The following is a 25064-nucleotide window of genomic DNA, read 5'->3' as shown; positions in this document are numbered from 1 at the left end:
CCGCCCCTCACCCGTCGGGGTGGTCCGCGTCCCGGCCGGGCGCGCCCCGGGCGGGAGGATGGTCGGCCGTGAGCACCCTCGCCGCGACGGCCGAGACCCTGCACGTCCCGGCCGCCGTCGACCTCGCGGCGATCGTCGTCGGCGCGCTGACCGGCGGGCTGCTCGCCGCGCGCGAGGGCTTCGCCGTCTCCGGCGTGCTGCTGCTGGCCGTCAGCGGCGGCCTCGGCGGCGGCCTCATCCGCGACGTGCTGCTGGCCCAGGGCCCACCGGTGGCGCTGACCGACCGCAGCTACCTGCCCGCCGTCGCGATCACCGCGATGGTCACCTTCTACTTCTCCGGCTGGCTGTCCCGGCTCACCGCCCTGCTGGTGGTGCTCGACGCGCTCACCCTCGGCCTGTTCACCGTGATCGGCGCCCAGAAGGCCCAGCTCGCCGGGCTGCCCAGCGCCTCGGTGGTCTTCATCGGGACGCTGACCGCCGTCGGCGGGGCGGTGATCCGCGACGTGCTGCTGGCCCGGCGCGCCGACATCGTGCAGCCCGGCCCCTACAACGCCGTCGCCGCGCTGCTCGGGGCCACGGCGCTGACCGTGCTCGCCGGTCCGCTCGGGCTGGACCCGATCCCCGTCGCGCTGGTGGTCATCGCCCTGGTCTCCGGGCTGCGGGTGCTGTCGGTCTGGCGCGGGTGGGAGGCCCCGGTCGCCGTCGACCTGCCCGGCCGCGCCCGCACCCGGCTGGCCCGCACCGGCCGCCCCCGGCGCCGACGCGGGCGGGCCGACGGGCGCGGCCGGAGCTGACGGGCGGGGTCGGGGCTGACGGGCGGGGTCGCCCCCTCCCGGGGCAGGATCGGGCGGTGACCGGACCCTCGCGCGAGCACGACGTCGTCCTCTTCGGTGCCACCGGGTACGTCGGCCGGCTGGTCGCCGGCTACCTGGCCGAGACCGCGCCGCCCGACCTGCGGGTGGCGCTGGCCGGCCGGTCCCGCGAGCGGCTGGCCGCGGTCGCCGCCGAGCTGCCCGCCCCCGGCCGCGCGTGGCCGCTGCTGGAGGCCGACAGCGCCGACCCGGCCTCGATGACCCGGCTGGCCGAGAGCACCCGGGTGCTGGTCACCACGGTCGGGCCCTACACACGCCACGGGCTGCCGGTGGTCGAGGCCTGCGCGCGGGCCGGCACGCACTACGCCGACCTCACCGGCGAGGTGCTGTTCGTCCGCGAGGCCATCGACCGCTGCGACGCCGTCGCCCGGGAGACCGGCGCCCGCCTGGTGCACGCGGCCGGCTACGACTCGATCCCCTCCGACCTGGCGGTGTTCCTCCTGGCCGAGCGGGCGCGCGCGGACGGCGCCGGCGGGCTCACCGACGTCCGGCTGGTGGCCGGTCTCCGCGGCGGGTTCAGCGGCGGGACCGTCGCCTCGATGCGCGGGATGGTCGAGGACGCCGCCCGCGACAAGGCCGTGCGCCGGCTGCTCGCCGACCCGTTCTCCCTCTCCCCCGACCGCGCCGCCGAGCCCGACACCCGCCAGCCCCCGGACGCCACGCCGCCGGCACTCGCCGCCGACGGCCGCTGGACCGCGCCGTTCGTCATGGCGTCGTTCAACACCCGGATCGTGCGGCGCAGCAACGCGCTGCAGGAGTGGGCCTACGGCCGCGGCCTGCGCTACGGGGAGTCGATGAGCGCCGGCCGCGGGATCACCGGGGCGTTCACCGCCGCGGGGATCACCACCGGCCTGGCCGCCGCCGTCGGTGCGCTGGCCTTCGCGCCCACGCGGGCGCTGGTCGACCGCGTGCTGCCCGCACCGGGCACCGGGCCGTCGGAGTCGGCGCGGGAGAAGGGCTGGTTCCGCATGGTCGTCGACGCCGACACCGAGGGCGGGCGGCACTACCGCGCCACCGTGGCCGGCACGGGCGACCCGGGCTACGCGGCGACGTCGGTGATGCTCGGGCAGGTCGCGCTCGGCCTGGCCCTCGAGGGCGACCGGCTGCCCGAGCGGGCCGGGTCGCTCACCCCCGCGACGGCGCTCGGCGGCGTGCTGGTCGAGCGGCTGCGCGCGGCCGGGCACACCTACGAGGTGACCGCCCTCTGACGCAGCCCCAGACCGGGCACTTCCGCGGAAGTGCCCGGTCCAACCCGTGCACCTCCGCGGAAGTGCCCGGACGGTGTCACAGCACGCGGACGGCGAGCAGCGCGACGTCGTCCTCGGCGTCGGGGAGGAACAGCCGCTCCAGCACCCGGTCGCACAACCGCTCCAGCGGCAGGTCGGCGGCCTCGCGCAGGACGGTGAGCAGCTGCTCGGTGCCGGCCTGCAGGTCGCGGTCGCGCCGCTCGATCAGCCCGTCGGTGTGCAGCAGCACCGTGCTGCCCACGGGCAGGACGGTGCTGTGGTCGGTGCGCCGGCGACCCGGGTCCACGCCCAGCAGCAGGTCGGCCGACCCGGGGGCGAGCACCCGCACGCTCCCGTCCGGGTCGACGACGACCGGCGGCGGGTGGCCGGCGCTCGACCAGTGCAGCACGGCCTCGTCGGGGCCGGTGCGGTCGAGCCGGGCCACCAGCGCGGTGGCCATCGCGTCGAGCGCCAGGCGGTCGGCGGCCCGGTCGAGCTGGCCGAGGACCTCGGCCGGGTCGGCGCCGCTGGCGTGGCTGATGCCGCGCAGCAGCCCCCGGAACTGGCCCATCAGCGCGGCGGCGTTCCGGTCGTGGCCGACGACGTCGCCGATGACGAGGACGGTGCCGCCGAGCACCCCGGGGAAGGCGTCGTACCAGTCGCCGCCCACCTCGGCGCCCTCCGACGCCGGGACGTAGCGCACGACGATGTCGAGCCCCTCGGGCCGCGGCGGCGCGGTGAGCATGCTGCGCTGCAGGGCGTGCGCCAGCCCGCGCTGCTGCTCGTACAGGCGCGCGGTCTGCAGCGCCAGGCCGGCGCGGCGGCCGACCTCGGCGGCGGTCTCGACCTCCGCCGTCGTGTGCGGGCCCCGCTCGGCGCCGTTGGCGGTGCCCAGGGCGCCGATGACCTCCCCGCGGGCCACCAGCGGCACGATCAGCGCCGAGTGCGGCGCCAGCCGCAGCAGCGCCTGCTGCGCCGCGGGCTCGTGCAGCGACTGCTGGATCCGCTCGACGTCGACCTCCGGCACCACCAGCGGACGGCCGGTGCGGGTCACGACCCGGGCGGCGTGCTCGTCGGTCATCCCGTGCACCATCGCCCCGACGTACTCCGCCACGGCCTCCCGCTGGGCGGGGTCGCGGTGGGACCAGGCCATCTCGTGCAGCCGGCCCTGCTCGTCGGTGACGACGATCCAGCACCAGTCGGCCAGCGCCGGCACCACCAGGTCGGCCAGCCGGCCCAGCTGCTCGGTGATGTCCAGGCTCCCGGACAGCACCCGGCCGGCGTCGGCGAGCAGCTGCAGCCGCTGATTGGCCTCGGCCATGGCGGCGACGGCGGCCGCCCGCTCGGCGTCGGCCCGCAGCCGGGACACGCTGAGGGCGATCTGCGCGGTCAGCGCGTCGAGCAGCTCGACGTCGACGTCCTCGAAGGCGTGCTCGGTGTCCCAGACGACGACGAAGCTGCCCAGCAGCCGGCCCTCCACCCGCAGCGGCAGGGCGGCGAGGGCGCGCAGGCCGAGCGCCGGACCGACCTCGGCCATCCGCGGGAACCGGGCGACGGCGTCGTCGAGGTCGGTGAGCAGCACCCGCTCGCCGTGGCGGGCGGCGTACTGGGTGGGCAGCTCGTCGTCGAGCTCGATCTCCAGCCCCTCCGGCGGGGCCTCCACCTCGGCCTCCGCCGCGGCGGCCGCGACCGTGTCGGCGAGCTGCCGGGCGAGGTAAATCCGCAGCGCCTCCTGGGTGTCGAAGGCGGCCAGCGCGCTCGACGACGCCCCGAGCAGCCGGGCGCCGCGCAGTGTGATGTCGGCCAGCTGCGACAGCGCGGTGGCGTTGGCCAGCTCGGCGGCGACCTCGGCGACGGCGGCGGCGCGCTGCACCGCGGCCATCCGGCGGGCGGCCTGCTCGCGGGCGTCGGTGACGTCGACGACGGTGCCGAGCACCCGCACCGCGTCGCCCCGGGAGTCGCGCACGACGCGGCCGCGGGAGACCGTCCAGCGCACCGTGCCGTCGGTGTGCAGCGCCCGCGCCTCGACGACGTACTCCCCCGTGCCGCGCAGCGCGTCGGTCATGGCGTCGCGGACGGCGGCGTGGTCGTCGGGGTGGATGCGGTCGGCGAGCATCCCGTCGACGTCGGTGATCGTCAGCGGGCCGTCGAGTCCGTGGACCGCGGCGCAGCGCTCGTCCCAGTGCAGGACCCGCGTGCGCAGGTCGTGGTCCCAGATGCCGATCGCGCCGGCCTCGAGGGCGACCTCGAGGCGGACCCGCGAGGCCCCGATCGCCGACCGGGCGGCGGCGAGCTCGAGCTCGGCGACCACCGAGTCGGCCAGGTGCTCGAGCAGGGCGACGTCGTCGTCCTGCCAGGTGCGCGCCCGCCCGTCGTAGACGGCGAGGACGCCGATGACGTGGCCGGAGGCCGAGATCAGCGGGATGCCGAGGTAGGCGGTGACCTCACCGGCGGTGACGGCGGGGAGGTCGGACAGCCGCGGGTCGACGCGGGCGTCGGGGACCACGAGGGCCCGGCCCTCCCGGACGACGCACGCGGAGAACGCCCCGGTGAGCTGGGCCCGGCCGCCGACCACCCCGGGCGGCAGGCCGTGTCCCCCGACGACGGTGTCCTCGTCGGTGAAGACGGTGACCTTGGCGTGCCCGGCGCCGAGCAGGCGGGCGGCGAGGCCGGAGAGCCGGTCGTAGGCGGCCGGGCCGGGCACCTCGAGGAGGAGCCGGCGCGCGGCGGCGACGCGCTGGGCGTCGTGCAGCACGTCGGCGGCAGGCGACGGCGCGGGGACGGACACGGCCCTCCTCGGCCAGGCGCGGCCCGGGCGGCCGCAGCCGACCATGCTGCCACGCGTGTAGCGGAACGGAACCGACCGTCCGGCCTTCCTCCCCGGACGGGTCGTCACCCGGCCGGGTGAGGCTGTGGGAGCCGCAGGTCGAGCGGCCGTCGGCCGGGGCCGATGGTCGGCGCATGACGGGGATGCTGACGCGGAGGCTGCCGGACTGCCGGCCGCTGCTCGCCGACCCGGACGACCTGACGCTGGTCTTCCAGCCGGTCGTCGACCTCGCGCGGGCCCGCGTCGCCGGCTACGAGGCGCTGGCCCGGTTCCCCGGCACCGCCGGCCCCGACGTGTGGTTCGCCGCGGCGGCCGACGCCGGCGTCGCCGCCGAGCTCGAGGCGCTGGCGCTGCACAAGGCCCTCGCCGCGGTGCCCGGGCTGCCCGCCGACACCTTCCTCTCCGTCAACGTCAGCCCCGCCCTGCTCGGCACCCGCCCGGTGCAGGCTGCCCTGGCCACCCGGCCGGACCTGCGCCGCGTCGTCGTCGAGCTGACCGAGTCCGCCCCGGTGCCCGACCTCGCCGCGCTGCGGGTCGAGGTCGCCGCGCTGCGGGCCCGAGGCGCTCTGGTGGCCCTCGACGACACCGGCTCGGGCTGGTCGGGCCTGCGGCAGCTGGCCGCGCTGCGACCCCAGCTGGTCAAGCTCGACCGGTCACTGGTGGCCGGTGCCGACACCGATCCGGTGCGTGCGGCGCTGGCGGGGGTGGTCGGCGAGTTCGCCGCCCGCATCGACGCCTGGCTGGTCGCCGAGGGCATCGAGACCCGCGGCGAGCTGGCCGCCTTCTCCCGGCTGGGCGTGCCGCTGGCGCAGGGCTGGCTGCTCGGCCGGCCCTCGCCGTCGTTCGCGCCGCTGGCCCCGGAGGTCGTCGCGCTGGTCCGCGGCCAGGCCGCCCGCGCCCGGGCGGAGTCGGCCGTGGCGAGCCTGCTGCGGCCGGTCCGCCAGTGCGAGGTCACCGAGGCCTCCCCCGGCGTCCCCCCGGTGGTGCTCGTCGGGCCGCAGGGCGAGCCGCTGGCGCTGCGGCTGACCGACCCGCGCACCGGGCTGGCGCACACCGCGCCGGTGTCGCTGTGCGCCCGCCCGACCGACGACGTCCCCGGCACGCTGCACCGCGCGCTGACCCGCCCGCCGGCCCACCGCTTCGACCCGGTGGTCTGCACCGACGCGACCGGCGCGGTGCTGGGCCTGCTGCGCGTGGAGGACCTCGCCTCCGCGGCGGCCGCCCGTTGACGAAGGACCCTCCTGCCCCCCGCCACTCGCACGCTCGCGGCGGGCCCCTGCAGGAGGGCCGCCCGCGTCAGTCGCTGGCGGCGGTCAGGGCGGCGCGCTCGTCGTCGGCGAGGACCAGGTCCAGCACCGGCAGCAGGTCGGCGACCTGGTCGACGTCGCGGGCGCTGGCGATCGGCGCGGTGACGGTGGGCCGGTCGGCCAGCCAGCGCAGCGCCACCGCGGCCTGGCTGACCCCGTGCGCGGCCGCCACCTCCGCCAGCGCGGCGAGCACCCGGTCGCCCCGCTCCCCCGCGTAGGCCTGCGCGCGCGGGGCACGCGGGGAGTCGACCCGCTCGCCGGCCCGGTACTTGCCGGTCAGGAACCCCTTGGCCAGGCCGAAGTAGGGCAGGCAGCCCAGCCCGTGCGCGGCGACGACGTCGCGCAGGCCGTTCTCGTAGTCGGCCCGCTCGACGAGGTTGTAGTGGGGCTGCAGCGCCACGTACCGGGTGACGCCCAGCCGCTCGGAGGTCTCCAGCGCCTCGGTCAGCCGGGCCGGGGAGTAGTTCGACGCCGCGACGTGCAGCAGCTTGCCCTCGCGCACGAGCTCGTCGAAGGCGGTGAGCGTCTCCTCCAGCGGGGTCGTCTCGTCGTCGTAGTGCGCGTAGTAGAGGTCGATCCGGTCGGTCCGCAGGTTGCGCAGCGACCGCTCGGCGGCGGCCTTCACCTCCGCGGCCGCCAGCGGGTGGGCCTTCTGCTGCGGTGAGGCCTTGGTCGCCACCACCACGCGGTCGCGCAGGCCGCGCTCGGCCATCCACCCGCCGAGGATCTGCTCGGAGCGGCCGTCGCCGTACATCTCGGCGGTGTCGACGAACGGGTGCTGGGTGCTGGGGACGGCGTCGACGAAACGGTCGAGCACGGCCTGCGACGTCGGCTCGTCGGCGGTCCAGCCGAAGACGTTGCCGCCCAGGCACAGGTCGCTGACGATCAGGTCGGTCCCGGGCAGCTGCGGCATGCCCTCACGCTATGTCGGACCCCGGGCGCCCGCCCCCGCTGGGACGGGTGGTACCGGCGGTTCGGCTGGGTGCCTCCGTGCCCCTGGACTGGCCAGATACCCCGCTGTCGTGACACGGTGCCCCGGGCCGGACCCCCGCGTGGGGACCGGTCCGTCCCGGGTGACCGCCCGGGAGCGACCGGCCGCGCCGCCGCGGCCGGCACCGTCACCGGCGGCCCACCGAGCACCGGGCGGGCCGCGCCCCCCAACGAGAGGATCCCCGTGAACAAGGCCGAACTCGTCACCGCCATCGCCAAGCGCGCCGACGTGCCCAGCGCCACCGTGGACGCCGTCCTGTCGGGCCTGCAGGAGGAGCTCGTCGACGCGATCACCCGCGGCGAGAAGGTCGCCGTCTCCGGTCTGCTGACCGTCGAGCGGACGCAGCGGTCGGCCCGGACCGGCCGCAACCCGCAGACCGGCGAGTCGATCGACATCCCCGCCGCCAACACCGTCAAGGTCACCGCCGGCTCGAACCTGAAGAAGGCCGCCAGCAACGTCCCGGTGTGACCCGCCGCGTCCCCTGCGACGTCCCGGTGTGACCCGCCGCGTCCCCGCCGGGGCGGCGCCTGCCTCCCTGTGACCCGCTGCACACCCATGGGTCAGGATGCGCAGGCAGGCGCCGCCCGAGGGGGACGGCACCGGGACGGAGGCACGCGTGACGAGCGGACTGACCCACGACACCGACCCCGCCGAGGTCGGCCTCGACGGCACCCGGCTGGAGCGCCTCGACCGGCGGCTGGCCCGCTGGGTCGACGACGGGCAGCTGCCCGGCTTCCTGGTCACGGTGTCCCGGCACGGCCGGCTGGCACACGTGGGCCGCTACGGCTCGCGGGACGTCGAGAACGGCCGGCCGGTCGAGGAGGACACCCGCTGGCGCATCTTCTCGATGACCAAGCCGGTCACCTCGGTCGCGGCGATGATGCTGTACGAGGAGGGCGCCTTCGAGCTCGGCGACCCGATCGCCCGGTGGCTGCCGGAGTTCGCCGAGACGCGGGTCTACGTGGCCGGGTCGGCGCAGAAGCCGGTCACCCAGCCGCAGATCGAGCCGATCCGCATCCGGCACCTGCTCACCCACACCTCGGGGCTGACCTACGGCTTCCACCACGCCCACCCGGTCGACGCCATGTACCGCGCGATGGGCCACGAGTGGGGCACCCCGCCCGGCGTCGACTCCGCCGAGGCCTGCCGGCAGTGGGCCTCGGTCCCGCTGGTCTTCCAGCCCGGGTCGGAGTGGAACTACGGGGTCTCCACCGACGTGCTGGGCCGGCTGGTGGAGGTGGTCTCCGGCCAGACGCTCGACGTGTTCTTCCAGGAGCGGGTGTTCGCCCCGCTCGGGATGACCGACACCTCCTTCGGCCTGCGGGAGGCGGACGACGTCGACTCCCTCGCCCGGCTCTACGCCGCCGTCCCCGGGCAGCCCGGCGGGGCGCCCACCGGGTACGCGCCGATCGACGCCATGGGCCAGGCGGCGCTCACCCGGCCCACGTTCCTCTCCGGCGGCGGCGGGCTGGTCTCGACGGCGGCGGACTACCTGCGCTTCTGCGAGATGCTGCGCCGCGGCGGCTCCTACGACGGCGGGCGGCTGCTGGGCCCGCGCACGCTGGCGCACATGGTGCGCAACCACCTGCCCGGCGACGCCGACCTGGAGGCCTTCGGCCGGCCGCTGTTCGCCGAGACGCCGCTGCGCGGGGTCGGCTTCGGCCTGGGCTTCTCGATGGTGATCGACCCGGCGCGCTACGGCGGGGTCGCCAGCACCGGGGACTACAGCTGGGGCGGTGCGGCGTCGACGGCGTTCTACGTCGACCCGGTCGAGGACGTCGTCGTCACGTTCTTCACCCAGCTGCTGCCCTCGAGCACGCTGCCGATCCGCGCCTACCTGCGGGCCCTGGTCAACCAGGCCATCGTCGTCTGACCGTGCACTTCCGCGGATGTGCCCGGGGCACATCCGCGGAAGTGCAGGCCTCAGACGTAGCGGCGGAAGAGGATCGAGGCCACCATCGCCGGCTTCGGCGCGCCCTCGATCTCCATGGTGATGCCGAGGTTCATCTGCACGCCGCCCTCGAACTGCTTGGCGTCGTTGAGGGTCGCCGAGGCGCGGATGCGGGCACCGACCGGCACCGGCGAGATGAAGCGGATCCGGTCGGCGCCGTAGTTGACGCCCATCCCGAAGCCCTTCGCGTCGATGATCTGCGCGGTCAGCGCCGACACCAGCGACAGCGTCAGGTAGCCGTGCGCGATCGGGCCGCCGAAGGGGCTCTCCCGCTTCGCCCGCTCGACGTCGACGTGGATCCACTGGTGGTCGTGGGTGGCCTCGGCGAACTGGTTCACCTGCTCCTGGGTGATCTCCAGCCAGTCGCTGTGCCCGAGGTGCTGGCCGACCTTCGCCAGCACGCCGTCGATGCCCTCCACGGTGGTCTGCGCCATCGCCTGTCCTCCTGTGTCCTGGATCGGTGTCGCGGGTGGTCTGGTTGGCTGACTCCACCACACCGGCGACGGGGACGGGGGCGACGGGTGCTGCGACTGGGCCGGCTGGACGTGCCCGACGGCGGTCTGGTGGTGATGGCCATCGTGAACCGCACGCCCGACTCGTTCTACGACCGCGGTGCCACCTACGAGCTCGCCGCCGCCGTCGAGCGGGTGGACCGGGTCGTCGACGAGGGCGCGGACGTGGTCGACGTCGGCGGGGTGAAGGCCGCGCCCGGCGAGGAGGTCGACGCCGCCGAGGAGATCCGCCGCACCGTCGACCTGGTCGCCGCGATCCGGGCCGCGCACCCCGACCTGCCGATCTCCATCGACACCTGGCGGGCGGAGGTGGCGCGGGAGGTGCTCGCCGCGGGTGCCGACGTCGTCAACGACGCGTGGGGCGGCGTCGACCCCGAGCTGGCCCACGTGGCGGCCGCGGCGGGCGCGGGGATCGTGTGCACGCACGCCGGCGGGCTGCCGCCGCGCACCCGGCCGCACCGGGTGCAGTACGACGACGTCCTGGCCGACGTCGTCGCGCGGACGACGGCGCTCGCCGACGCCGCGGTGGCCGCGGGCGTCGACCCCGAGCGGGTGCTGGTCGACCCCGGCCACGACTTCGGCAAGAACACCCGCCACTCGCTGGAGGCCACCCGGCGGCTCGGCGAGCTGGTGGCCACCGGCTGGCCGGTGCTGGTGGCCCTGTCGAACAAGGACTTCGTCGGCGAGACCCTCGACGTCCCGCTGGAGCAGCGGCTCACCGGCACGCTCGCGGCGACGGCGGTCAGCGCGTGGCTGGGCGCGCGGGTGTTCCGCGCCCACGACGTCGCCGCGACCCGGCAGACGCTGGACATGGTCGCCGCCATCCGCGGCGACCGCCCGCCGGCGCGCACCACCCGCGGGCTGGCCTGACGTGGACGCCGTCCCGACGCTGCGGCCCGGCCCCGGCACGCTGCACGGCTGGTTCGACCGCGACCTGCCGCCGGCGCTCACCGTCGACCCGGGCGCGACGGTCCGGTTCACGACCCTCGACTCCGGCTGGTTCGTCGAGCCCGACACCGGTGGCGACGTCGCCGACCGCCGGCGGGACCCGCGGTACACCCCGGGCGACGGTCACGCCCTGACCGGCCCGGTCGAGGTGCGCGGCGCCCGCGCGGGACAGGTGCTCGAGGTCGGCATCGGCGCCGTCGTCCCGGCGGCGTGGGGCACCGGCTTCGCCGGCCTGGCCGACACCGCCTGGAACGCCCGGGTCGGCGGCCTCCGGCCGACGGTGCACCGCTGGCGCATCGACGCGGCCGCCGGCACCGCGCGCAACCAGCACGGCCACACCGTCGCCGTCTCGCCCTTCCTCGGCATCATCGGCATGCCGCCGGCCGAGCCGGGCCGGCACTCGACGATCCCGCCCCGCCGGCACGGCGGGAACCTCGACTGCCGCGCGCTGGTGGCCGGCAGCACGCTCTACCTGCCCATCCCGGTGGACGGCGCGCTGCTCAGCGTCGGCGACGCGCACGCGGCCCAGGGCGACGGCGAGGTGAGCGGCGCGGCGATCGAGTGCGGGGCCGAGCGCGCCGACCTCACCCTCGACGTCCGCGACGACCTGTTCGGCCGGCCGCTGGCGACCCCGGTGGCTAGCACCCCCGCCGGCTGGGTGTGCCTCGGGATCGGCGACGACCTCGACGAGGCCGCGGCGGAGGCGATGGACGCGATGCTCGACCTGATCGGCGCGCTGCACGGGGCCTCCCGGTCCGACGCCATGGCGCTGGCCGGCGTGGTGGTCGACCTGCGGGTGACCCAGGTGGCCAACCAGGTCTTCGGGGTCCACGCCGTCCTGCCGCCCGGCGCCGTCCGCTGACCGTCGCGTCCCCTGCACCGCGGGTCCCTGCACCGCGGGTCCCCGCACCGCGGGTCCCCGCACGATCGGGTGACCTGGCAGTGCGGCGCGGCGGCGGACCGGGCGCGGCGAACGCAACTGGCGAGTAACCCCCGCGTCCTGCACCACAGCCCGGGTGTGAGACTGGCGCCACTACGTCCCCGCTGAGGAGGAGCACCGTGGCTCTGGCCAGTCGTTACCCCGACGTCGAGATCCCGGACCTGTCGGTCCCTGACTTCGTCCTCGCCGCGGGGCGGGAGAAGCCCGACGCGCCGGCGCTCGTCGACGGCCTGACCGGTGACTCGATCAGCCACGGCCAGCTGGCCACCTACGTCGACCGGGTCGCGGCCGCGCTCGCCGCCCGCGGGCTGCGCAAGGGCGACGTCGTCGCGGTGCTGTGCCCGAACACCATGTGGTACCCGGTGGTGTTCCACGGGATCGCCAAGGCCGGCTGCGTGATGAGCCCGATCAACTCCCTCTACACCGCCCACGAGGTCGCCTTCCAGCTGAAGGACTCCGGCGCGAAGGTGCTCGTCACCGTCTCGCCCTTCCTCGACCGGGCGCTGGAGGCCGTCGAGCAGGCGCCGGTGGACGAGGTGATCGTCATGGACGGCGCCGAGGGCCACGCCTCGCTGCTCGACCTGATCAGCAGCGACGCGCCGTCGGTGCAGGTCGACATCGACCCGGCGAACGACCTGGTCACGCTGCCCTACTCCAGCGGCACCACCGGCCTGCCCAAGGGCGTGATGCTGACCCACCGCAACCTGGTGGCCAACGTCGCCCAGTGCCGCCCGCTGATCCAGCTGGGCGCCGACGAGCGGATCATCGCCGTCCTGCCGTTCTTCCACATCTACGGCCTGACCGTGCTGATGAACCAGGGGCTGGCCTGGGGCGGCGCCGTCGTGACCCTGCCGCGGTTCGACCTCGAGCAGTTCCTGCGCACCATCCAGGACCAGAAGATCACCCGCGCGTTCGTGGCCCCGCCGATCCTGCTGGCGCTGGCCAAGCACCCGATGGTCGACCAGTTCGACCTGTCGTCGCTGACCTCCATCCTCTCGGGCGCGGCACCGCTGGACGAGGCGCTGGCCCAGGCCGCGCAGGCGCGGCTGCGCCGCGGCGCCGACAGCGGCGTCACCGTGGGCCAGGGGTACGGCATGACCGAGCTGTCCCCGGTCTCGCACACCACCCCCGACCACGGCGGCGAGCCGGAGGGCTTCCCCGGCGAGGTCCCCAAGGGCTCGGTGGGCCTGGCGATCCCCAACACCGAGTGCCGGCTGGTGGACCCCTCCACCGGTGAGGACGCCGCCCCCGGCGAGCGCGGTGAGCTCTGGGTGCGCGGCCCCCAGGTGATGAAGGGCTACCTCAACAACGAGAAGGCCACCGCCGACACCCTCGACGCCGACGGCTGGCTGCACACCGGCGACGTCGCGATCGTGGACGCCAACGGCTGCTACACCGTCGTCGACCGGGTCAAGGAGCTCATCAAGTACAAGGGCTACCAGGTGGCCCCGGCCGAGCTCGAGGCCGTGCTGGTCGGCAACCCGCAGATCGCCGACGCCGCCGTCATCGGGGTCAAGGACGAGGAGAGCGGCGAGGAGCTGCCCAAGGCCTTCGTGGTGCGGGCGCCGGGCTCGGAGATCAGCGAGGACGAGGTCATGGAGTTCGTGGCCTCCCGGGTGGCGCCGCACAAGAAGATCCGGGCGGTGGAGTTCATCGAGCAGGTGCCGAAGTCCGCGGCCGGCAAGATCCTGCGCAAGGACCTCAAGGCCCGCGTCTGAGGGAGCACCCGCTCCGGGTCCGCGCCGACGCCGTCCTCGCCCCGCCCGTCACCGGGCGCAGCCGAGGACGGCGTCGCGCGTCGCGGCGTGGCGCCGGGCGCCCAGCCGCAGGGTGAGCAGCTCGCCCCGGGAGGCGGACCGCAGCACCGCCGCCTGCTCGGCGGGGTGGCAGGCGTCGAGCAGCCACGGCAGGGCGAACAGCGCCTGACGGGCGCCGCGCCGGGCGGTGCCGGGGAGCCCCGCGGCCGCGGACAGGCGGGCCTCGACGAGGTCGGCGAGGTCGGTCAGGGCGAGCGCGAGCGCGGGCGCACCGGCGCTCACCTCACGGGCGAACAGCGCCAGCGCGAGGTCGGTGCGGGCGAGGACCGCGTCGAGGGGAACGTCGCCGTCGCGGCGCAGCCCCGGGTGCGCGCGGACCTCGGCCGTCACACCGGTGGTCCAGCGGACCAGCTCGCGCTGCCGGGCCGCGCAGCACGGGTCGTCGAAGGCGATGCCGGTGAGCGCCTCGGCGGCCAGCCGGGTCCCCGAGCGCAGCGCGCGGGAGACCAGCGCGGGGTCGGCCAGGGAGGTCACGGCGCGGCCGCGCGTGGCCGGCAGCGTGTCGTGGTCGGGGGTGCGCGGCGCCGGGACGCGGACGGGGGTCGTCGTGGTCATGGCGCAGACGGTGCCGCCGGGCTCCTGCAGGGCACTTGCGAGCAGCTTGGACGCCGGCGCACGGCGTCCTCCTAAGGTCGGCGCATGCGTGCGGTGACGACCAGCGGACCCGGCGGACCCGAGGTGCTCGGCTGGGGTGAGGTCCCCGACCCGGTGGCCGGGCCGGGCGAGGTCGTCGTCGACGTCGCGGCCAGTGCCGTCAACCGGGCCGACCTGATGCAGCGCGCCGGCTTCTACCCGCCGCCCCGGGGCGCCAGCGAGATCCTCGGCCTCGAGTGCAGCGGCGTGGTCAGCGAGGTCGGCGAGGGCGTCACCGGGTGGTCGGTGGGCGACGAGGTGTGCGCGCTGCTGGCCGGCGGCGGCTACGCCGAGCGGGTCGCCGTCCCGGCCGTGCAGCTGCTGCCCCGCCCCGCCGGGGTGGAGCTGGCCACCGCCGCGGCGCTGCCCGAGGTGGCCTGCACGGTGTGGTCCAACGTCTTCCAGCTCGCCGGCCTGCGCCGGGGCGAGACCCTCCTCGTGCACGGCGGGTCCAGCGGCATCGGGACGATGGCGATCCAGCTCGCCGTCCGGGCCGGTGCGCGGGTGTTCACCACCGCCGGCAGCGCGGCCAAGCGGGCGTTCTGCCGGGAGCTCGGCGCCGAGGTGGCCGTCGACTACCGGACCGAGGACTTCGTCGAGCGGGTCCGCGAGGAGACCGGTGGCGCCGGGGTCGACGTCGTGCTGGACAACATGGGCGCGAAGTACCTGGCCCGCAACGTCGACGCCCTCGCCGTCGGCGGGCGGCTGGTGGTCATCGGCCTGCAGGGCGGCGCGCGGGCCGAGCTCGACCTCGGGAAGCTGCTGGGGAAGCGGGCGTCGGTGGCGGCGACGGCGCTGCGCTCGCGTCCGGTGACCGGCCCCGGCGGCAAGGACGCGATCGTCGCGGCGGTCCGCGCCCACGTCTGGCCCGACGTCGAGCGCGGCGTGGTGCGGCCGGTGGTGGACCGCCGGCTGCCGATGTCCCGGGCGGCCGAGGCCCACCGCGTCGTCGAGGCGAGCGAGCACATCGGGAAGGTGCTGCTGCTCCCCGACGCCTGATGGCCCCGGTGCCGGGCGAGGGGTGCGACCCTGCGGGCGTGGCTGCCGACCTCCCGGACCCGCGGTCGCCGCGCTTCGCCCGGGGGACGCCGGAGTTCGACCGCGCGCTCGTCTTCTCCGACGGGACCTACGCCGTCGCGCTCACCCTGCTCGTCACCACCCTCGACGGCGGGGCGGGCCCGGGCGCCTGGGCCGACCTCGCCGCCCTGTGGGCGGCGATCGGGACCGAGCTCGTGGCCTTCTTCGTGGCCTTCGCCATCGTCGCGTTCTACTGGCGGGCCAACCACGCCTTCGTCGCGCGGCTGCACCACCTCAGCGGGCGCCTCATCACGGTGGACCTGGTGCTGCTCGCCTTCGTGGTGCTGCTGCCGTTCAGCACCGACGCGCTGGGGGAGCACGATGAGCCGCTGGCGACGGCCGTTTTCGCCGTCAACGTCGCGGTGGTCTCCTCGACGGAGGCGGTGATGTACGTGCTGGCGTGCCGGACCGGGCTGCTCGCCGCGCCACCGACGGCGCGGCGGATGCGGCTGGAGCTGGTCCCCCAGCTCGTCCCCCCGGCGTTCTTCCTCGCGTCGATCCCGGTGGCGTACCTCGTCTCCTCCTCCGCCGCCCGGCTGTCGTGGCTGGCGCTGCTCGTGCTCAACCCGGTCGTCGGCGTCCTGGTGCGACGCCGCGCCGCCGGCTAGAGCAGCGCGCCGCGCAGGGCGGCCACGGAGTCGATCACGTAGCCGACCTCCTCGGCGGTGGTGTAGTGCGCCAGCCCGAGGCGGACGGCGCCGCCGGCCTCGTTGACACCGAGGGCGTCGAACAGCTCCCGGGCGTAGAAGTCGCCGTCCCAGGCGCAGATGCCGCGGCGGGACAGCTCGGCGGCGACCTGGCGGGGACGCATGCCGGTGACGGTGAACGACAGCGTCGGCGTCGTGTGCTCCGGGAAGCCGACCACCTGCACGTGCCGCATGGCGCGCAGCGCCTGGTCCAGCCACTCGAACAGGCCGCCCTCGTACGCGGCGACGGCGGTCATGGAGTCGCGCAACCGGTCCCGGCGGCTGCCGGTGGCGTCCTCGCACAGGCCGGCCAGGTGGTCGACGGCGGCGGTGACGCCGGCGTAGAGCTCGAACGGCGGGGTGCCGTTCTCGAAGCGGTCGGGCACCCGGTCGGGCGTGGGCAGCAGCCGGTCGGGATCGAGCTCGGCCAGCAGCTGCGGGTCGGCCACCACCGCGCCCACGTGCGGCCCGCACCAGGTGTAGGCCGAGACGGCGAGAAAGTCCGCGCCGAGCGCGGCCCGGTCGAGGAAGACGTGCGGCGCGGCCTGCACCGCGTCGACGTACACCAGCGCCCCGACGGCGTGGGCGCGGGCGGCGATCGAGGCGACGTCGGGCCGGGTGCCGATCGCGTTGCTGGCGGCGGTGACCGCCACCAGCCGGGTGCGCGGGGTGATGAGGTCGTCGTACTGCCACGCGGGCAGCTCCCCGGTCTCGATGTCGACCTCGGCCCACCGGACGACGGCGCCGACCTGGGCCGCCGCGGTCAGCCACGGCCGGATGTTGGCGTCGTGGTCGAGCCGGCTGACGACGACCTCGTCGCCGCGGCGCCAGGTGCGCGCCAGCGCCCGGGCCACGGCGTAGGTCAGCGCGGTCGTGCTGGGCCCGAGGACGACGCCGGTGGGGACCCCGCCGACCAGGTCGGCCACCGCCGCGCGGGCGCCGGCCACCAGCCCCTCGGTCCGCGACGACGACGGGAACACCCCGCCGCGGTTGGCCACCGGCACCCGCATCGCGGCCGACACCGCGTGCACCACGCTCTCGGGCAGCAGGGTGCCGGCCGGCGCGTCGGTGTGCACGAAGCCGTCGGACAGCCCGGGGAACTGGCCGCGGACGCGCGCGACGTCCAGCCGTGGTTCCCCCGGGTGCATGCGGGCGACCCTAGTTGCCGCCGTCCGGGGCCCGCGCCGCCGCACCGGGGGCCCCAGCGGCGGGCGTTCGCCCGCCGAGCGCGCGGGGCAGGATGGGGGCATGACGGCACCCGGCAACGGCAGTGAGCGCCCGCAGCAGGTCCTCGTCGTCGGCCCCGACGGGCGGCCGGTCGGCGCGATGCCCGTGCCCGCGGTGGGTCCGGCGGGCGGGGAGGGCGAGGCGGGCGGCTCGTCGACCGTCGGCGAGATGGTGGAGCAGCCGGCCAAGGTCATGCGGATCGGCACGATGATCAAGCAGCTGCTCGAGGAGGTCCGGGCCGCGCCCCTCGACGAGGCCAGCCGCGCCCGGCTGCGCGACATCCACGCCTCCTCGATCCGCGAGCTCGAGCAGGGCCTGGCCCCGGAGCTCTCCGACGAGCTGCGCCGGATCACCTCGCCGTTCAGCGAGGACCAGACGCCGTCGGACGCCGAGCTGCGGATCGCGCAGGCGCAGCTGGTCGGCTGGCTGGAGGGCGTGTTCCAGGGCATCCAGACGGCGCTGTTCGCCCAGCAGATGGCCGCCCGCGCGCAGCTGGAGGAGATCCGCCGTCGCGCGCTGCCCGGCGGTCCCGGCACCGCCACCGAGCCCCGCCCCGGCGGCGGCCAGTACCTGTAGGGGCGCCGCCGGTGTGTACTTCCGCGGAAGTGCGCACCGGCGGGCGGGGGACCTAGACGGAGAAGCGGCGGACGGCGTCCTGCAGCTCACCGCTCATCCGCGCCAGCTCGGCGGCGGCCTGCCGGGCGTCGCCCACGCGGGCGTTGGTCTGCTGGGTGCCGTCGGCCAGGCCGGTGATCGCCGCGGCGATCTGACGGGTCCCGCCCGCCGCCTCGGCCACGTTGCGGTTCATCTCGTTCGTCGTCGCCGTCTGCTCCTCCACGGCGGCGGCGATGGTCGCCTGGAAGTCGTTGATCTCGCCGATCACCGAGCTGATCCGGCTGATCGCCTCGACGGCGCCGGAGGTGTCGGCCTGGATCGCCTCGACCCGGCGGGAGATGTCCTCGGTGGCCCGCGCGGTCTCCTGCGCCAGCTCCTTGACCTCGCTGGCCACGACCGCGAAGCCCTTGCCCGCCTCTCCGGCGCGGGCGGCCTCGATGGTGGCGTTGAGGGCCAGCAGGTTGGTCTGCTCGGCGATGCCGTTGATCAGCTTGACGACGGTGGCGATCTCCTGCGAGGAGTCGCCGAGCTTGCCGACGGTGCGGGTGGTGGTCTCCGCGACGCCCACGGCCTGACCGGCCACCCGGGCGGCCTCGGTCGCGTTGTGCGCGATCTCGCGGATCGCCGACTCCATCTGCGAGGAGCCGGTGGCCACGGTGTCGACGCTGGCGGCGACCTCACCGGCGGAGGCGACCACGACGTCGGTCTGGTCGGAGGCGGCGCGGGAGAACTCGGCGATGCCGCCGGCCGCGGTGTCGAGCCGGGTGGAGGCGCCCTGCAGCCGGTCGGCGGAGTCGCGGACCAGGGTGAGCACGCCGCCGAGGGCGTCGAGGGTCTCGTCGAGCGACCGGGCCACCTCGCCGAGCTCACCGCCGCCGGTGGCGCCGGCGCGCACCCGCAGGTCGCCGCGGGCCACCTCGCCGAGGACCTCGCGGATCCGCTGCACCGGCCGGGTCACGCTGCGCGCCACCGCGAGGGCGAGCACGACGGACACGACCAGGCCCAGCACGACGACGACGAGCGTGAGGGTGCGCGCCGAGGCGTAGGCGTCGCGGGCCTCGGCGACCGTCGCGCGGGCGGCCGCGGCGGCCGACGTCGTGGCCGCGGTCAGCGACTCCTCGATGACGTCCTCGTTCTGCGACATCGTCTGCAGCAGCGGCAGGGCGTCGGGTGAGGTCGGCGGCAGGGTCTGCAGCCGCGCGAGCGCCGTCAGGTAGGTCTGCGACGCGGTCCGGTACTCCTCGAAGCCGGCGCGGGCGTCGTCGGACAGCGGCATGCCGGCCACGGCGTCGGCGTGCTCGACCATGGCCTCCCCCGCGGCGGCGGCGGACTCCCGGGCCTCCTGGAGGGTGGCCGGCGGCAGTGTCGGGATGTTGGCCCGCGCGGTGTGCGCCGACAGCTCCCACCAGTCGACCTGCAGCCGGCGCAGCCCGTCGAGCGGCGTCGCGCCCTGCCCGTACACCTGGTCGGCCTTGTCGGCGAGGACCGACATCCGCGCGATGCCGAACAGCCCCACCCCCAGCGTGGTCAGCGCGACGACGAGGATCGCGCCGAGGAGCCTCGTGTGCAGGCTCCAGCCGGAGGAGCCGGGCTCGGCGGACGTCGGGACACGGGCGGGGGTCTGGCTCATGGATCGCCTTCCGTGGCGGGGTGCCGGTCGCTCCGACACATCGGCACGGGAGAGGCGATCTCAAGCCGGGTCTAGATCGAGGCGAGGAACGCCGCGACGCCGTCGTCGTCGTTGCCGACGGTGACGTCGGTGGCCGCGGCCAGCAGCTCGGGGTGGGCGTGCGCCATGGCCACCGCCCGGCCGCCGCCCTCGCGCACCCAGTCGAAGGCGGCGATGTCGTTGGGCATGTCCCCGAAGACGACGACGTCCTCGGGGCCGACGCCGTGCCGGGCGGCGACCCGGGCCAGCCCGCTGGCCTTGGTGACCCCGCGCGCGGAGATCTCGGCCAGGGCGTCGGAGGAGGAGTTGGTCACCGTGGCCAGGTCACCGACCACGCGCTCCACCAGCGCGACGAACGTGTCGCGGTCGAGGTCCTCGTGGCGGGCCAGCAGTTTGGCCGCGGGCGCGGCGACCATCTCCTCCAGCGAGGCCTCGGCCACGCCGGGCGCGTCGACGTCCCACCGCGGCCGGTAGACCGGCTCGTGACGGAACTCCAGGCCGTACTCGACGGCGAACCAGGTGCCGGGCTGCTCGGCGCGCAGGCCGGCGGTGATCTCGCCGAGCACCGCCGGGGGCAGCGCCTCCTCCTCGAGGATCTCGAAGCGCCCGAGGTCGAGCAGCACCGCGCCGTTGCAGCAGACGGCGGTGCCCTCGGTGACCACCTGCCGGATGCGGTGCATCCAGCGCGGCGGCCGGCCGGTGGCGAGCACGACGGGGACGCCGTCGGCCTGCCAGCGGCGCAGCTCGGCGACCGTGGCGTCGCTGACGGTGTCGTCGGAGCGCAGCAGCGTGCCGTCCATGTCGCTGGCGATCAGCCGGGGGCGCCAGTCAGACACCGGCGAGCACCGCCTCGAGGTAGCGGGCGACGCCGTCGGCGTCGTGACCGCCGGTCAGCCCGCCGGCGGCCGCCCGGACGGCGGGGTGGGCGTTGGCCACCGCGACCGCCCGCCCGCCGGCCTCCGTCACCGCGGTGATCATCGGCAGGTCGTTGGGCATGTCGCCGAAGACGAGCACGTCGGCGAAGCCGACGCCGTGGTGCTCGAGGGCGACGGCCAGGCCGGTGGCCTTGGTGACGCCCGGCGGCAGCACCTCGATGAACCCCAGCCCGGCGTGGGTGACCTCGGCCTCGGCCGGGTCGACCACCCGGCGGGCGCGGGCGAGCAGCTCGTCCTGGCCGAGGGAGGACGAGCGCAGGAAGACCTTGAGCACCGCCCCCTCGGGGACCACCGCGTGGCGCGGCAGCAGGTGCGCCGGCTCCGGGTAGGGCCAGTCGAAGCCGTGCTGCACCCGCAGCGGCGCGAACGCCTCGGCCTGCTCGGCGGCGTCCTCCACGGCCAGGATCAGGTCGCCGGCGACCGCCTCGATCCGATCGATCACCGCCATCGCCTGCTCGCGCGGCAGGCCCACCGCGCGCAGCACCTCGCGGCGCTCGAGGTCGACGACGTAGCCGCCCTGTGCCAGCACGGCGATGCCGCGCCCGTCGAGCGCGGTGCGGACGCTGTCGAGCAGCCGCGGCCCGCGCCCGGTCACGCCGACGACGGGGATGCCGGCGGCCCAGCAGGCGTCCAGCGCGGCGCGGGTGCGCGGGCTGACCACGCCCTCGGAGGTCAGCAGCGTGCCGTCGAGGTCGCTGGCCACCAGCCGCGGGCGCCAGCTGCCGAGGTCAGCGGGCTCGATCACCCGGTCGGCGTCCGGGGAGGGGACGTGACCGGAGAGGACGGCGCGGGGCACGGTCTCGCTCACGCAGCCGCCGGGGGGACCGGCGCGGCCAGCGTCATGCCGGGCGCGAGCACCTCGTGCCCGCCCAGCCAGGGCCGCAGCGCCACCGGGACGTGCACCGACCCGTCGGCGCGCTGGTGCACCTCGAGCAGGCAGGCGATGGTGCGCGCGATGGCGCACAGCGTGCCGTTGAGCGTGGCCGCCGGCTGTGGCCGGCCGTCGGCGTCGCGGAAGCGGATGGCCAGCCGGCGGGCCTGGAAGGTCGTGCAGTCCGACGTGCTGGTCAGCTCGCGGTAGGTGCCCTGGCTGGGGAACCACGCCTCGATGTCGTACTTGCGGGCGGCGCTCGTGCCGAGGTCGCCGGCGGCGATGTCGACGACCCGGTAGGGCAGCTCGAGCGCCTGGAGGAACTCCTCCTCCCAGGCCAGCAGCCGCAGGTGCTCGGCGGCGGCCTCCTCGGGGCGGCAGAAGCTGAACATCTCGACCTTGTCGAACCAGTGCACGCGGATGATCCCGCGGGTGTCCTTGCCGTAGGAGCCGGCCTCGCGGCGGAAGCACGACGACCAGCCGGCGTAGCGGCGCGGCCCGCCCGACAGGTCGAGGACCTCGTCGGCGTGCATGCCGGCCAGGGCGACCTCGGAGGTGCCGACGAGGTAGAGGTCGTCGCGTTCGACGCGGTAGACCTCCTCGTCGTGCTCGCCGAGGAAGCCGGTGCCCTCCATCGCCTCGGGCTTGACCAGCGCGGGGGCGACGACGGGGGTGAACCCGGCGGCCACCGCCCGGGTGATCGCCAGCTGGGCGAGGGCGAACTCCAGCAGCGCGCCGGGGCCGGTCAGGAAGTAGAAGCGGGCGCCGGAGACCTTGGCGCCGCGCTCGGTGTCGATGGCGCCGAGCGCCTCGCCGATCTGCAGGTGGTCGCGGACCTCGAAGTCGTAGGACGGGACCTCGCCCACCGTCCGCAGGGTCACCGCGTCGTCCTCACCGCCGGGCGGGACGTCGTCGGCGACGACGTTCGGGATGGCCAGGTGCGCCGCGCGCAGGGCGGCGTCGGCGGCGCGCTGGGCCTCCTCGGCCTCCTTCACCTGCGCCGCGAGCGCCCGGGCCCGCTCCAGGACGGCGGGCCGCTCCTCGGGGGTCGCCTTCCGCACCGCCTGGGAGGCCGCCTTCTGCTCGGCGCGCAGGTCGTCGGCGCGCTTGACGGCGGCGCGGCGGGCCTCGTCGGCGGCCAGGAGCGCGTCGACCCGGGACTCGTCGGCACCGCGGGCGCGCTGGCTGGCACGGACGACGTCGGGGTGCTCGCGCACCAGGCGCAGGTCGATCACCCCCCGATCGTAGAGAGGCGCGCCCGGGAGGAGCCGGACCCGCGGCGACACCTCCCCGCACGGGGGAGTGCTGGGACACTCGGGGGCATGCGATTCCTCGGCGGCAACCGCCCGGCCACCGACCTCACCTACGCCGACGTCTTCATGGTGCCCAACCACAGCACCGTGGGCTCGCGGCTCGAGGTCGACCTGACCACGCCGGACCGGGTGGGCACCACGATCCCGGTCGTCGTCGCCAACATGACGGCGATCAGCGGCCGCCGGATGGCCGAGACGATCGCCCGCCGCGGCGGCCTGGCGGTGCTGCCGCAGGACATCCCGGTCGACGTCGTGACCGAGGTCGTCTCCTGGGTGCACGCCCGGCACCCCGTCTACGACACCGCGATCACGCTGTCACCGACGTCCACCGTCGGCGAGGCGCTGTCGCTGATGACCAAGCGGGCGCACGGCATCGTCGTCGTGGTCGAGGACGGCGTGCCGGTCGGCGTGGTCACCGACGGCGCGTGCCAGGGGGTCGACCGGTTCAGCCAGCTCGGGCAGGTGATGGCCGAGCACCCGCTGACCATCCCCGCGGGCACCGACCTGCCGAAGGTGTTCGACGTGCTCTCCGGTGAGCGGGTCAGCGCCGCGCCGGTGGTCGAGGGTGACCGGCTCGTCGGCGTCATCACCCGCAAGGGCGCGCTGCGCTCGACGCTCTACACGCCGGCGGTCAACGCGACCGGCCAGCTGCTCGCCTCGGCCGCCGTCGGCATCAACGGCGACGTCGCCGGCAAGGCGTCGGCGCTGCTGGCCGCCGGGGTCGACGTGCTCGTCGTCGACACCGCGCACGGCCACCAGGAGAAGGCGGTCGAGGCGGTGCGCGCGGTCCGCGCGGTGGCCGGGACGACGCCGGTCGTGGCGGGCAACGTGGTCACCGCCGAGGGCACCCGCGAGCTGGTCGAGGCCGGCGCCGACGTCGTCAAGGTCGGCGTGGGCCCCGGCGCGATGTGCACCACGCGGATGATGACCGGCGTCGGCCGGCCGCAGTTCTCCGCCGTGGAGGAGTGCGCGGCCGAGGCCCGCCGGCTGGGCCGGCACGTGTGGGCCGACGGCGGGGTGCGCCACCCGCGCGACGTCGCGCTGGCCCTGGCCGCGGGCGCGGCCAACGTGATGGTCGGGTCGTGGTTCGCCGGCACCTACGAGAGCGCCGGCGACATCCACGACGACGGCGGCCGGCTGTACAAGGAGTCCTTCGGCATGGCGTCGGCGCGCGCGGTCAAGGCGCGGACGGCGGCGCAGAGCGGCTTCGAGCGGGCCCGCGCCGGGCTGTTCGAGGAGGGCATCAGCTCCTCGCGCATGTACCTCGACCCCGCACGTCCCGGCGTGGAGGACCTGGTCGACGGCATCGTCGCCGGGGTGCGCTCGTCGTGCACCTACGCCGGTGCCCGCACCATCGACGAGCTGCACGAGCGCGCCGTGGTGGGGGTGCAGAGCGCGGCCGGCTACGAGGAGGGCCGCCCGCTGCCCACCAGCTGGTGAGGCCGCTCCCCCGCGAGGTCTTCGAGGCGCTGGTCGCCGACGCCCTCGACGCGGTGCCGGCCGAGCTGATGGCGCTGCTGGACAACGTCGTCGTGCTGGTCGAGGACCGCAACGAGGACGAGCCGGACCTGCTGGGCCTCTACGAGGGCTTCGCGCTCACCGAGCGCGGCTGGCAGTACGGGGGCACGCTGCCGGACCGGATCATGATCTACCGCGAGGCCATCTGCGACATCTGCGAGACCGCCGAGGAGGTGGTCGAGGAGGTGACGGTGACCGTCGTCCATGAGATCGCCCACCACTTCGGCATCAGCGACGAGCGGCTGCACGAGCTCGGCTGGGGCTGAGACGGCGACGGCCCCGGCGGCCACTCCCTGGGGAGCGGACCGCCGGGGCCGCCGGCGTCTACCTGGTGTCGGTCAGTCCTGCTGCGCGGCCTTGCGGCGACGGCTCACCAGGACCAGCAGGCCACCACCGACGAGGGTGGCGCCACCGAGCAGGGCCGGCACCAGCGGCTCGGCGCCGGTGAAGGCCAGCGCACCGCCGGACGACGACGCCGTGGTGACGGCGACCGCACCGGCCTCGTCGACCGTGACGTCGAGGCGCAGGAAGTGCTCGTTGCCGTCGGGGTCCACACCGGAGGCCACGAGCGAGTGGTTCCCGGCCGGCAGGTCCGACGGGATGGTGACCTGGACCTCGAACCGGCCCTGGGCGTCGGCGACGACGGTGGTCAGCACCCGCGGCTGCGAGTAGATGATCACCGAGACGCTCGAGAAGGGCATGAAGCCCTCACCCTTGATCGTCAGCTTCTCACCGACGGTCAGCTCCGTGTCGGCGCCCTGGTCGGTGGTGAGCTTCAGCGAGGTGCTGGGCACCGTGGCCGGCACGATCGGCGCGCTCGGTACGGGCTTCGTGCCACCCGGGTCCTGCACCGGGGTCACCGGGATGTCGACCGGCGCCTCAGGAGCCGGCTGCTCGGTGGTGGGCTCCTCGGTGGTGGGCTCCTCGGTGGTGGGCTCGTCGGTGGTGGGCTCGTCGGTGACCGGCGGCTCCTCGGTGGTGGGCTGCTGGGGCTCCGGCCCACCGGCGTTGGGGTCGCCGGCGTTCGGGTCGCCCGCGTCGGGGTCACCGGCGTCGGGGTCACCGGCGTTCGGGTCGCCGGCGTTCGGGTCACCGGCGTCGGGGTCACCGGCGTCGGGGTCACCGGCGT

The 25064-nt window shown here is 75.8% G+C and carries 23 protein-coding genes; 13 read left to right on the top strand and 10 right to left on the bottom strand.

Annotated features, from left to right (window positions below):
- The first annotated feature begins 68 nt into the window (after positions 1-68).
- Positions 69-794 (top strand): trimeric intracellular cation channel family protein, encoded by a 726-nt coding sequence (locus tag CHC04_RS20665; RefSeq protein WP_089405838.1) that lies wholly within the window; start codon positions 69-71, stop codon positions 792-794.
- 56 nt (positions 795-850) lie between these two features.
- Entirely contained in the window at positions 851-2080 is a 1230-nt protein-coding gene (locus CHC04_RS20660) for a saccharopine dehydrogenase family protein (protein WP_089405837.1), read from the top strand.
- A gap of 76 nt (positions 2081-2156) precedes the next feature.
- Here the strand turns inward: CHC04_RS20660 and CHC04_RS20655 are convergent, their stop codons facing one another.
- Positions 2157-4886 (bottom strand): SpoIIE family protein phosphatase, encoded by a 2730-nt coding sequence (locus CHC04_RS20655; protein WP_281252260.1) that lies wholly within the window; start codon positions 4884-4886, stop codon positions 2157-2159.
- 173 nt (positions 4887-5059) lie between these two features.
- Here CHC04_RS20655 and CHC04_RS20650 point away from each other — a divergent pair, with 173 nt between their 5' ends.
- On the top strand, positions 5060-6154 hold the full coding sequence (locus tag CHC04_RS20650) for an EAL domain-containing protein (protein WP_089405835.1): 1095 nt from the start codon (positions 5060-5062) through the stop codon (positions 6152-6154).
- Between the two features lie 67 nt (positions 6155-6221).
- Here the strand turns inward: CHC04_RS20650 and CHC04_RS20645 are convergent, their stop codons facing one another.
- Positions 6222-7145, bottom strand: a complete 924-nt coding sequence (locus CHC04_RS20645; protein WP_089405834.1) for an aldo/keto reductase — start codon at positions 7143-7145, stop codon at positions 6222-6224.
- Between the two features lie 261 nt (positions 7146-7406).
- On the opposite strand from CHC04_RS20645, the gene CHC04_RS20640 reads away from it, so the two are divergent.
- Entirely contained in the window at positions 7407-7691 is a 285-nt protein-coding gene (locus CHC04_RS20640) for an HU family DNA-binding protein (RefSeq protein WP_217897485.1), read from the top strand.
- Positions 7692-7839: 148 nt separating this feature from the next.
- On the top strand, positions 7840-9096 hold the full coding sequence (locus CHC04_RS20635) for a serine hydrolase domain-containing protein (RefSeq protein WP_217897484.1): 1257 nt from the start codon (positions 7840-7842) through the stop codon (positions 9094-9096).
- 50 nt (positions 9097-9146) lie between these two features.
- On the opposite strand, the gene CHC04_RS20630 is transcribed toward CHC04_RS20635, so the two are convergent.
- Positions 9147-9608, bottom strand: coding sequence for a MaoC family dehydratase (locus CHC04_RS20630; RefSeq protein ID WP_089405832.1), 462 nt, complete (start codon positions 9606-9608; stop codon positions 9147-9149).
- An 87-nt stretch (positions 9609-9695) separates the two neighbouring features.
- On the opposite strand from CHC04_RS20630, the gene folP reads away from it, so the two are divergent.
- From folP to CHC04_RS20615, 3 genes are all read left to right on the top strand, one after another.
- Complete coding sequence (gene folP, locus CHC04_RS20625) at positions 9696-10556, top strand: dihydropteroate synthase (RefSeq protein ID WP_089405831.1); 861 nt, start codon at positions 9696-9698, stop codon at positions 10554-10556.
- A gap of 1 nt (position 10557) precedes the next feature.
- Positions 10558-11496 carry an acetamidase/formamidase family protein gene (locus CHC04_RS20620; RefSeq protein WP_089405830.1) on the top strand — a complete coding sequence of 313 codons (939 nt, stop codon included), beginning with the start codon at positions 10558-10560 and terminating at the stop codon, positions 11494-11496.
- 197 nt (positions 11497-11693) lie between these two features.
- The gene (locus CHC04_RS20615) at positions 11694-13292 is read left to right on the top strand and encodes an AMP-binding protein (protein ID WP_089405829.1); all 1599 of its coding nucleotides are present in this window, start codon (positions 11694-11696) and stop codon (positions 13290-13292) included.
- A gap of 48 nt (positions 13293-13340) precedes the next feature.
- Here CHC04_RS20615 and CHC04_RS20610 read toward each other — a convergent pair whose 3' ends face one another.
- Positions 13341-13946, bottom strand: a complete 606-nt coding sequence (locus tag CHC04_RS20610) for a hypothetical protein (protein ID WP_089405828.1) — start codon at positions 13944-13946, stop codon at positions 13341-13343.
- Between the two features lie 84 nt (positions 13947-14030).
- Here CHC04_RS20610 and CHC04_RS20605 point away from each other — a divergent pair, with 84 nt between their 5' ends.
- Both CHC04_RS20605 and CHC04_RS20600 read left to right on the top strand, forming a co-directional pair.
- Positions 14031-15023, top strand: a complete 993-nt coding sequence (locus CHC04_RS20605) for an NAD(P)H-quinone oxidoreductase (RefSeq protein WP_089405827.1) — start codon at positions 14031-14033, stop codon at positions 15021-15023.
- Positions 15024-15061: 38 nt separating this feature from the next.
- Positions 15062-15709 carry a TMEM175 family protein gene (locus CHC04_RS20600; RefSeq protein ID WP_176450119.1) on the top strand — a complete coding sequence of 216 codons (648 nt, stop codon included), beginning with the start codon at positions 15062-15064 and terminating at the stop codon, positions 15707-15709.
- On the opposite strand, the gene CHC04_RS20595 is transcribed toward CHC04_RS20600, so the two are convergent.
- The gene (locus CHC04_RS20595) at positions 15706-16935 is read right to left on the bottom strand and encodes a cysteine desulfurase-like protein (RefSeq protein ID WP_089405825.1); all 1230 of its coding nucleotides are present in this window, start codon (positions 16933-16935) and stop codon (positions 15706-15708) included. The two genes, CHC04_RS20600 and CHC04_RS20595, sit on opposite strands and share 4 nt — an antisense overlap.
- Positions 16936-17035: 100 nt before the next feature.
- Between CHC04_RS20595 and CHC04_RS20590 the strand changes: the two genes are divergently transcribed.
- Complete coding sequence (locus tag CHC04_RS20590; protein WP_089405824.1) at positions 17036-17590, top strand: bacterial proteasome activator family protein; 555 nt, start codon at positions 17036-17038, stop codon at positions 17588-17590.
- Between the two features lie 52 nt (positions 17591-17642).
- Here the strand turns inward: CHC04_RS20590 and CHC04_RS20585 are convergent, their stop codons facing one another.
- The 4 genes from CHC04_RS20585 to serS all read right to left on the bottom strand — a co-directional run bounded on the left by CHC04_RS20585 (position 17643) and on the right by serS (position 22339).
- Positions 17643-19259, bottom strand: a complete 1617-nt coding sequence (locus tag CHC04_RS20585; protein ID WP_089405823.1) for a methyl-accepting chemotaxis protein — start codon at positions 19257-19259, stop codon at positions 17643-17645.
- A gap of 71 nt (positions 19260-19330) precedes the next feature.
- Positions 19331-20134 carry an HAD hydrolase family protein gene (locus CHC04_RS20580; RefSeq protein ID WP_089405822.1) on the bottom strand — a complete coding sequence of 268 codons (804 nt, stop codon included), beginning with the start codon at positions 20132-20134 and terminating at the stop codon, positions 19331-19333.
- Complete coding sequence (locus CHC04_RS20575) at positions 20127-21041, bottom strand: HAD family hydrolase (protein WP_217897483.1); 915 nt, start codon at positions 21039-21041, stop codon at positions 20127-20129. Before CHC04_RS20575 ends, CHC04_RS20580 begins: the two co-directional genes overlap by 8 nt.
- On the bottom strand, positions 21038-22339 hold the full coding sequence (gene serS, locus CHC04_RS20570; RefSeq protein ID WP_089405821.1) for a serine--tRNA ligase: 1302 nt from the start codon (positions 22337-22339) through the stop codon (positions 21038-21040). Before serS ends, CHC04_RS20575 begins: the two co-directional genes overlap by 4 nt.
- Before the next feature lie 87 nt (positions 22340-22426).
- Between serS and CHC04_RS20565 the strand changes: the two genes are divergently transcribed.
- Both CHC04_RS20565 and CHC04_RS20560 read left to right on the top strand, forming a co-directional pair.
- Positions 22427-23857 carry a GuaB1 family IMP dehydrogenase-related protein gene (locus CHC04_RS20565; protein WP_089405820.1) on the top strand — a complete coding sequence of 477 codons (1431 nt, stop codon included), beginning with the start codon at positions 22427-22429 and terminating at the stop codon, positions 23855-23857.
- Entirely contained in the window at positions 23854-24201 is a 348-nt protein-coding gene (locus CHC04_RS20560) for a metallopeptidase family protein (protein WP_089405819.1), read from the top strand. The genes CHC04_RS20565 and CHC04_RS20560 overlap by 4 nt, the downstream gene beginning before the upstream one ends.
- 72 nt (positions 24202-24273) lie before the next feature.
- Here CHC04_RS20560 and CHC04_RS24355 read toward each other — a convergent pair.
- Positions 24274-25064, bottom strand: a 791-nt coding sequence (locus CHC04_RS24355) for an Ig-like domain-containing protein (RefSeq protein WP_217897482.1), incomplete at its 5' end; no start/stop codon positions are given.

Source organism: Geodermatophilus saharensis (genome assembly GCF_900188205.1).
GTDB lineage: Bacteria > Actinomycetota > Actinomycetes > Mycobacteriales > Geodermatophilaceae > Geodermatophilus > Geodermatophilus saharensis.
Note: the sequence above shows the minus strand (reverse complement) of the source record. Positions and strands in the feature narration are given on the sequence as shown.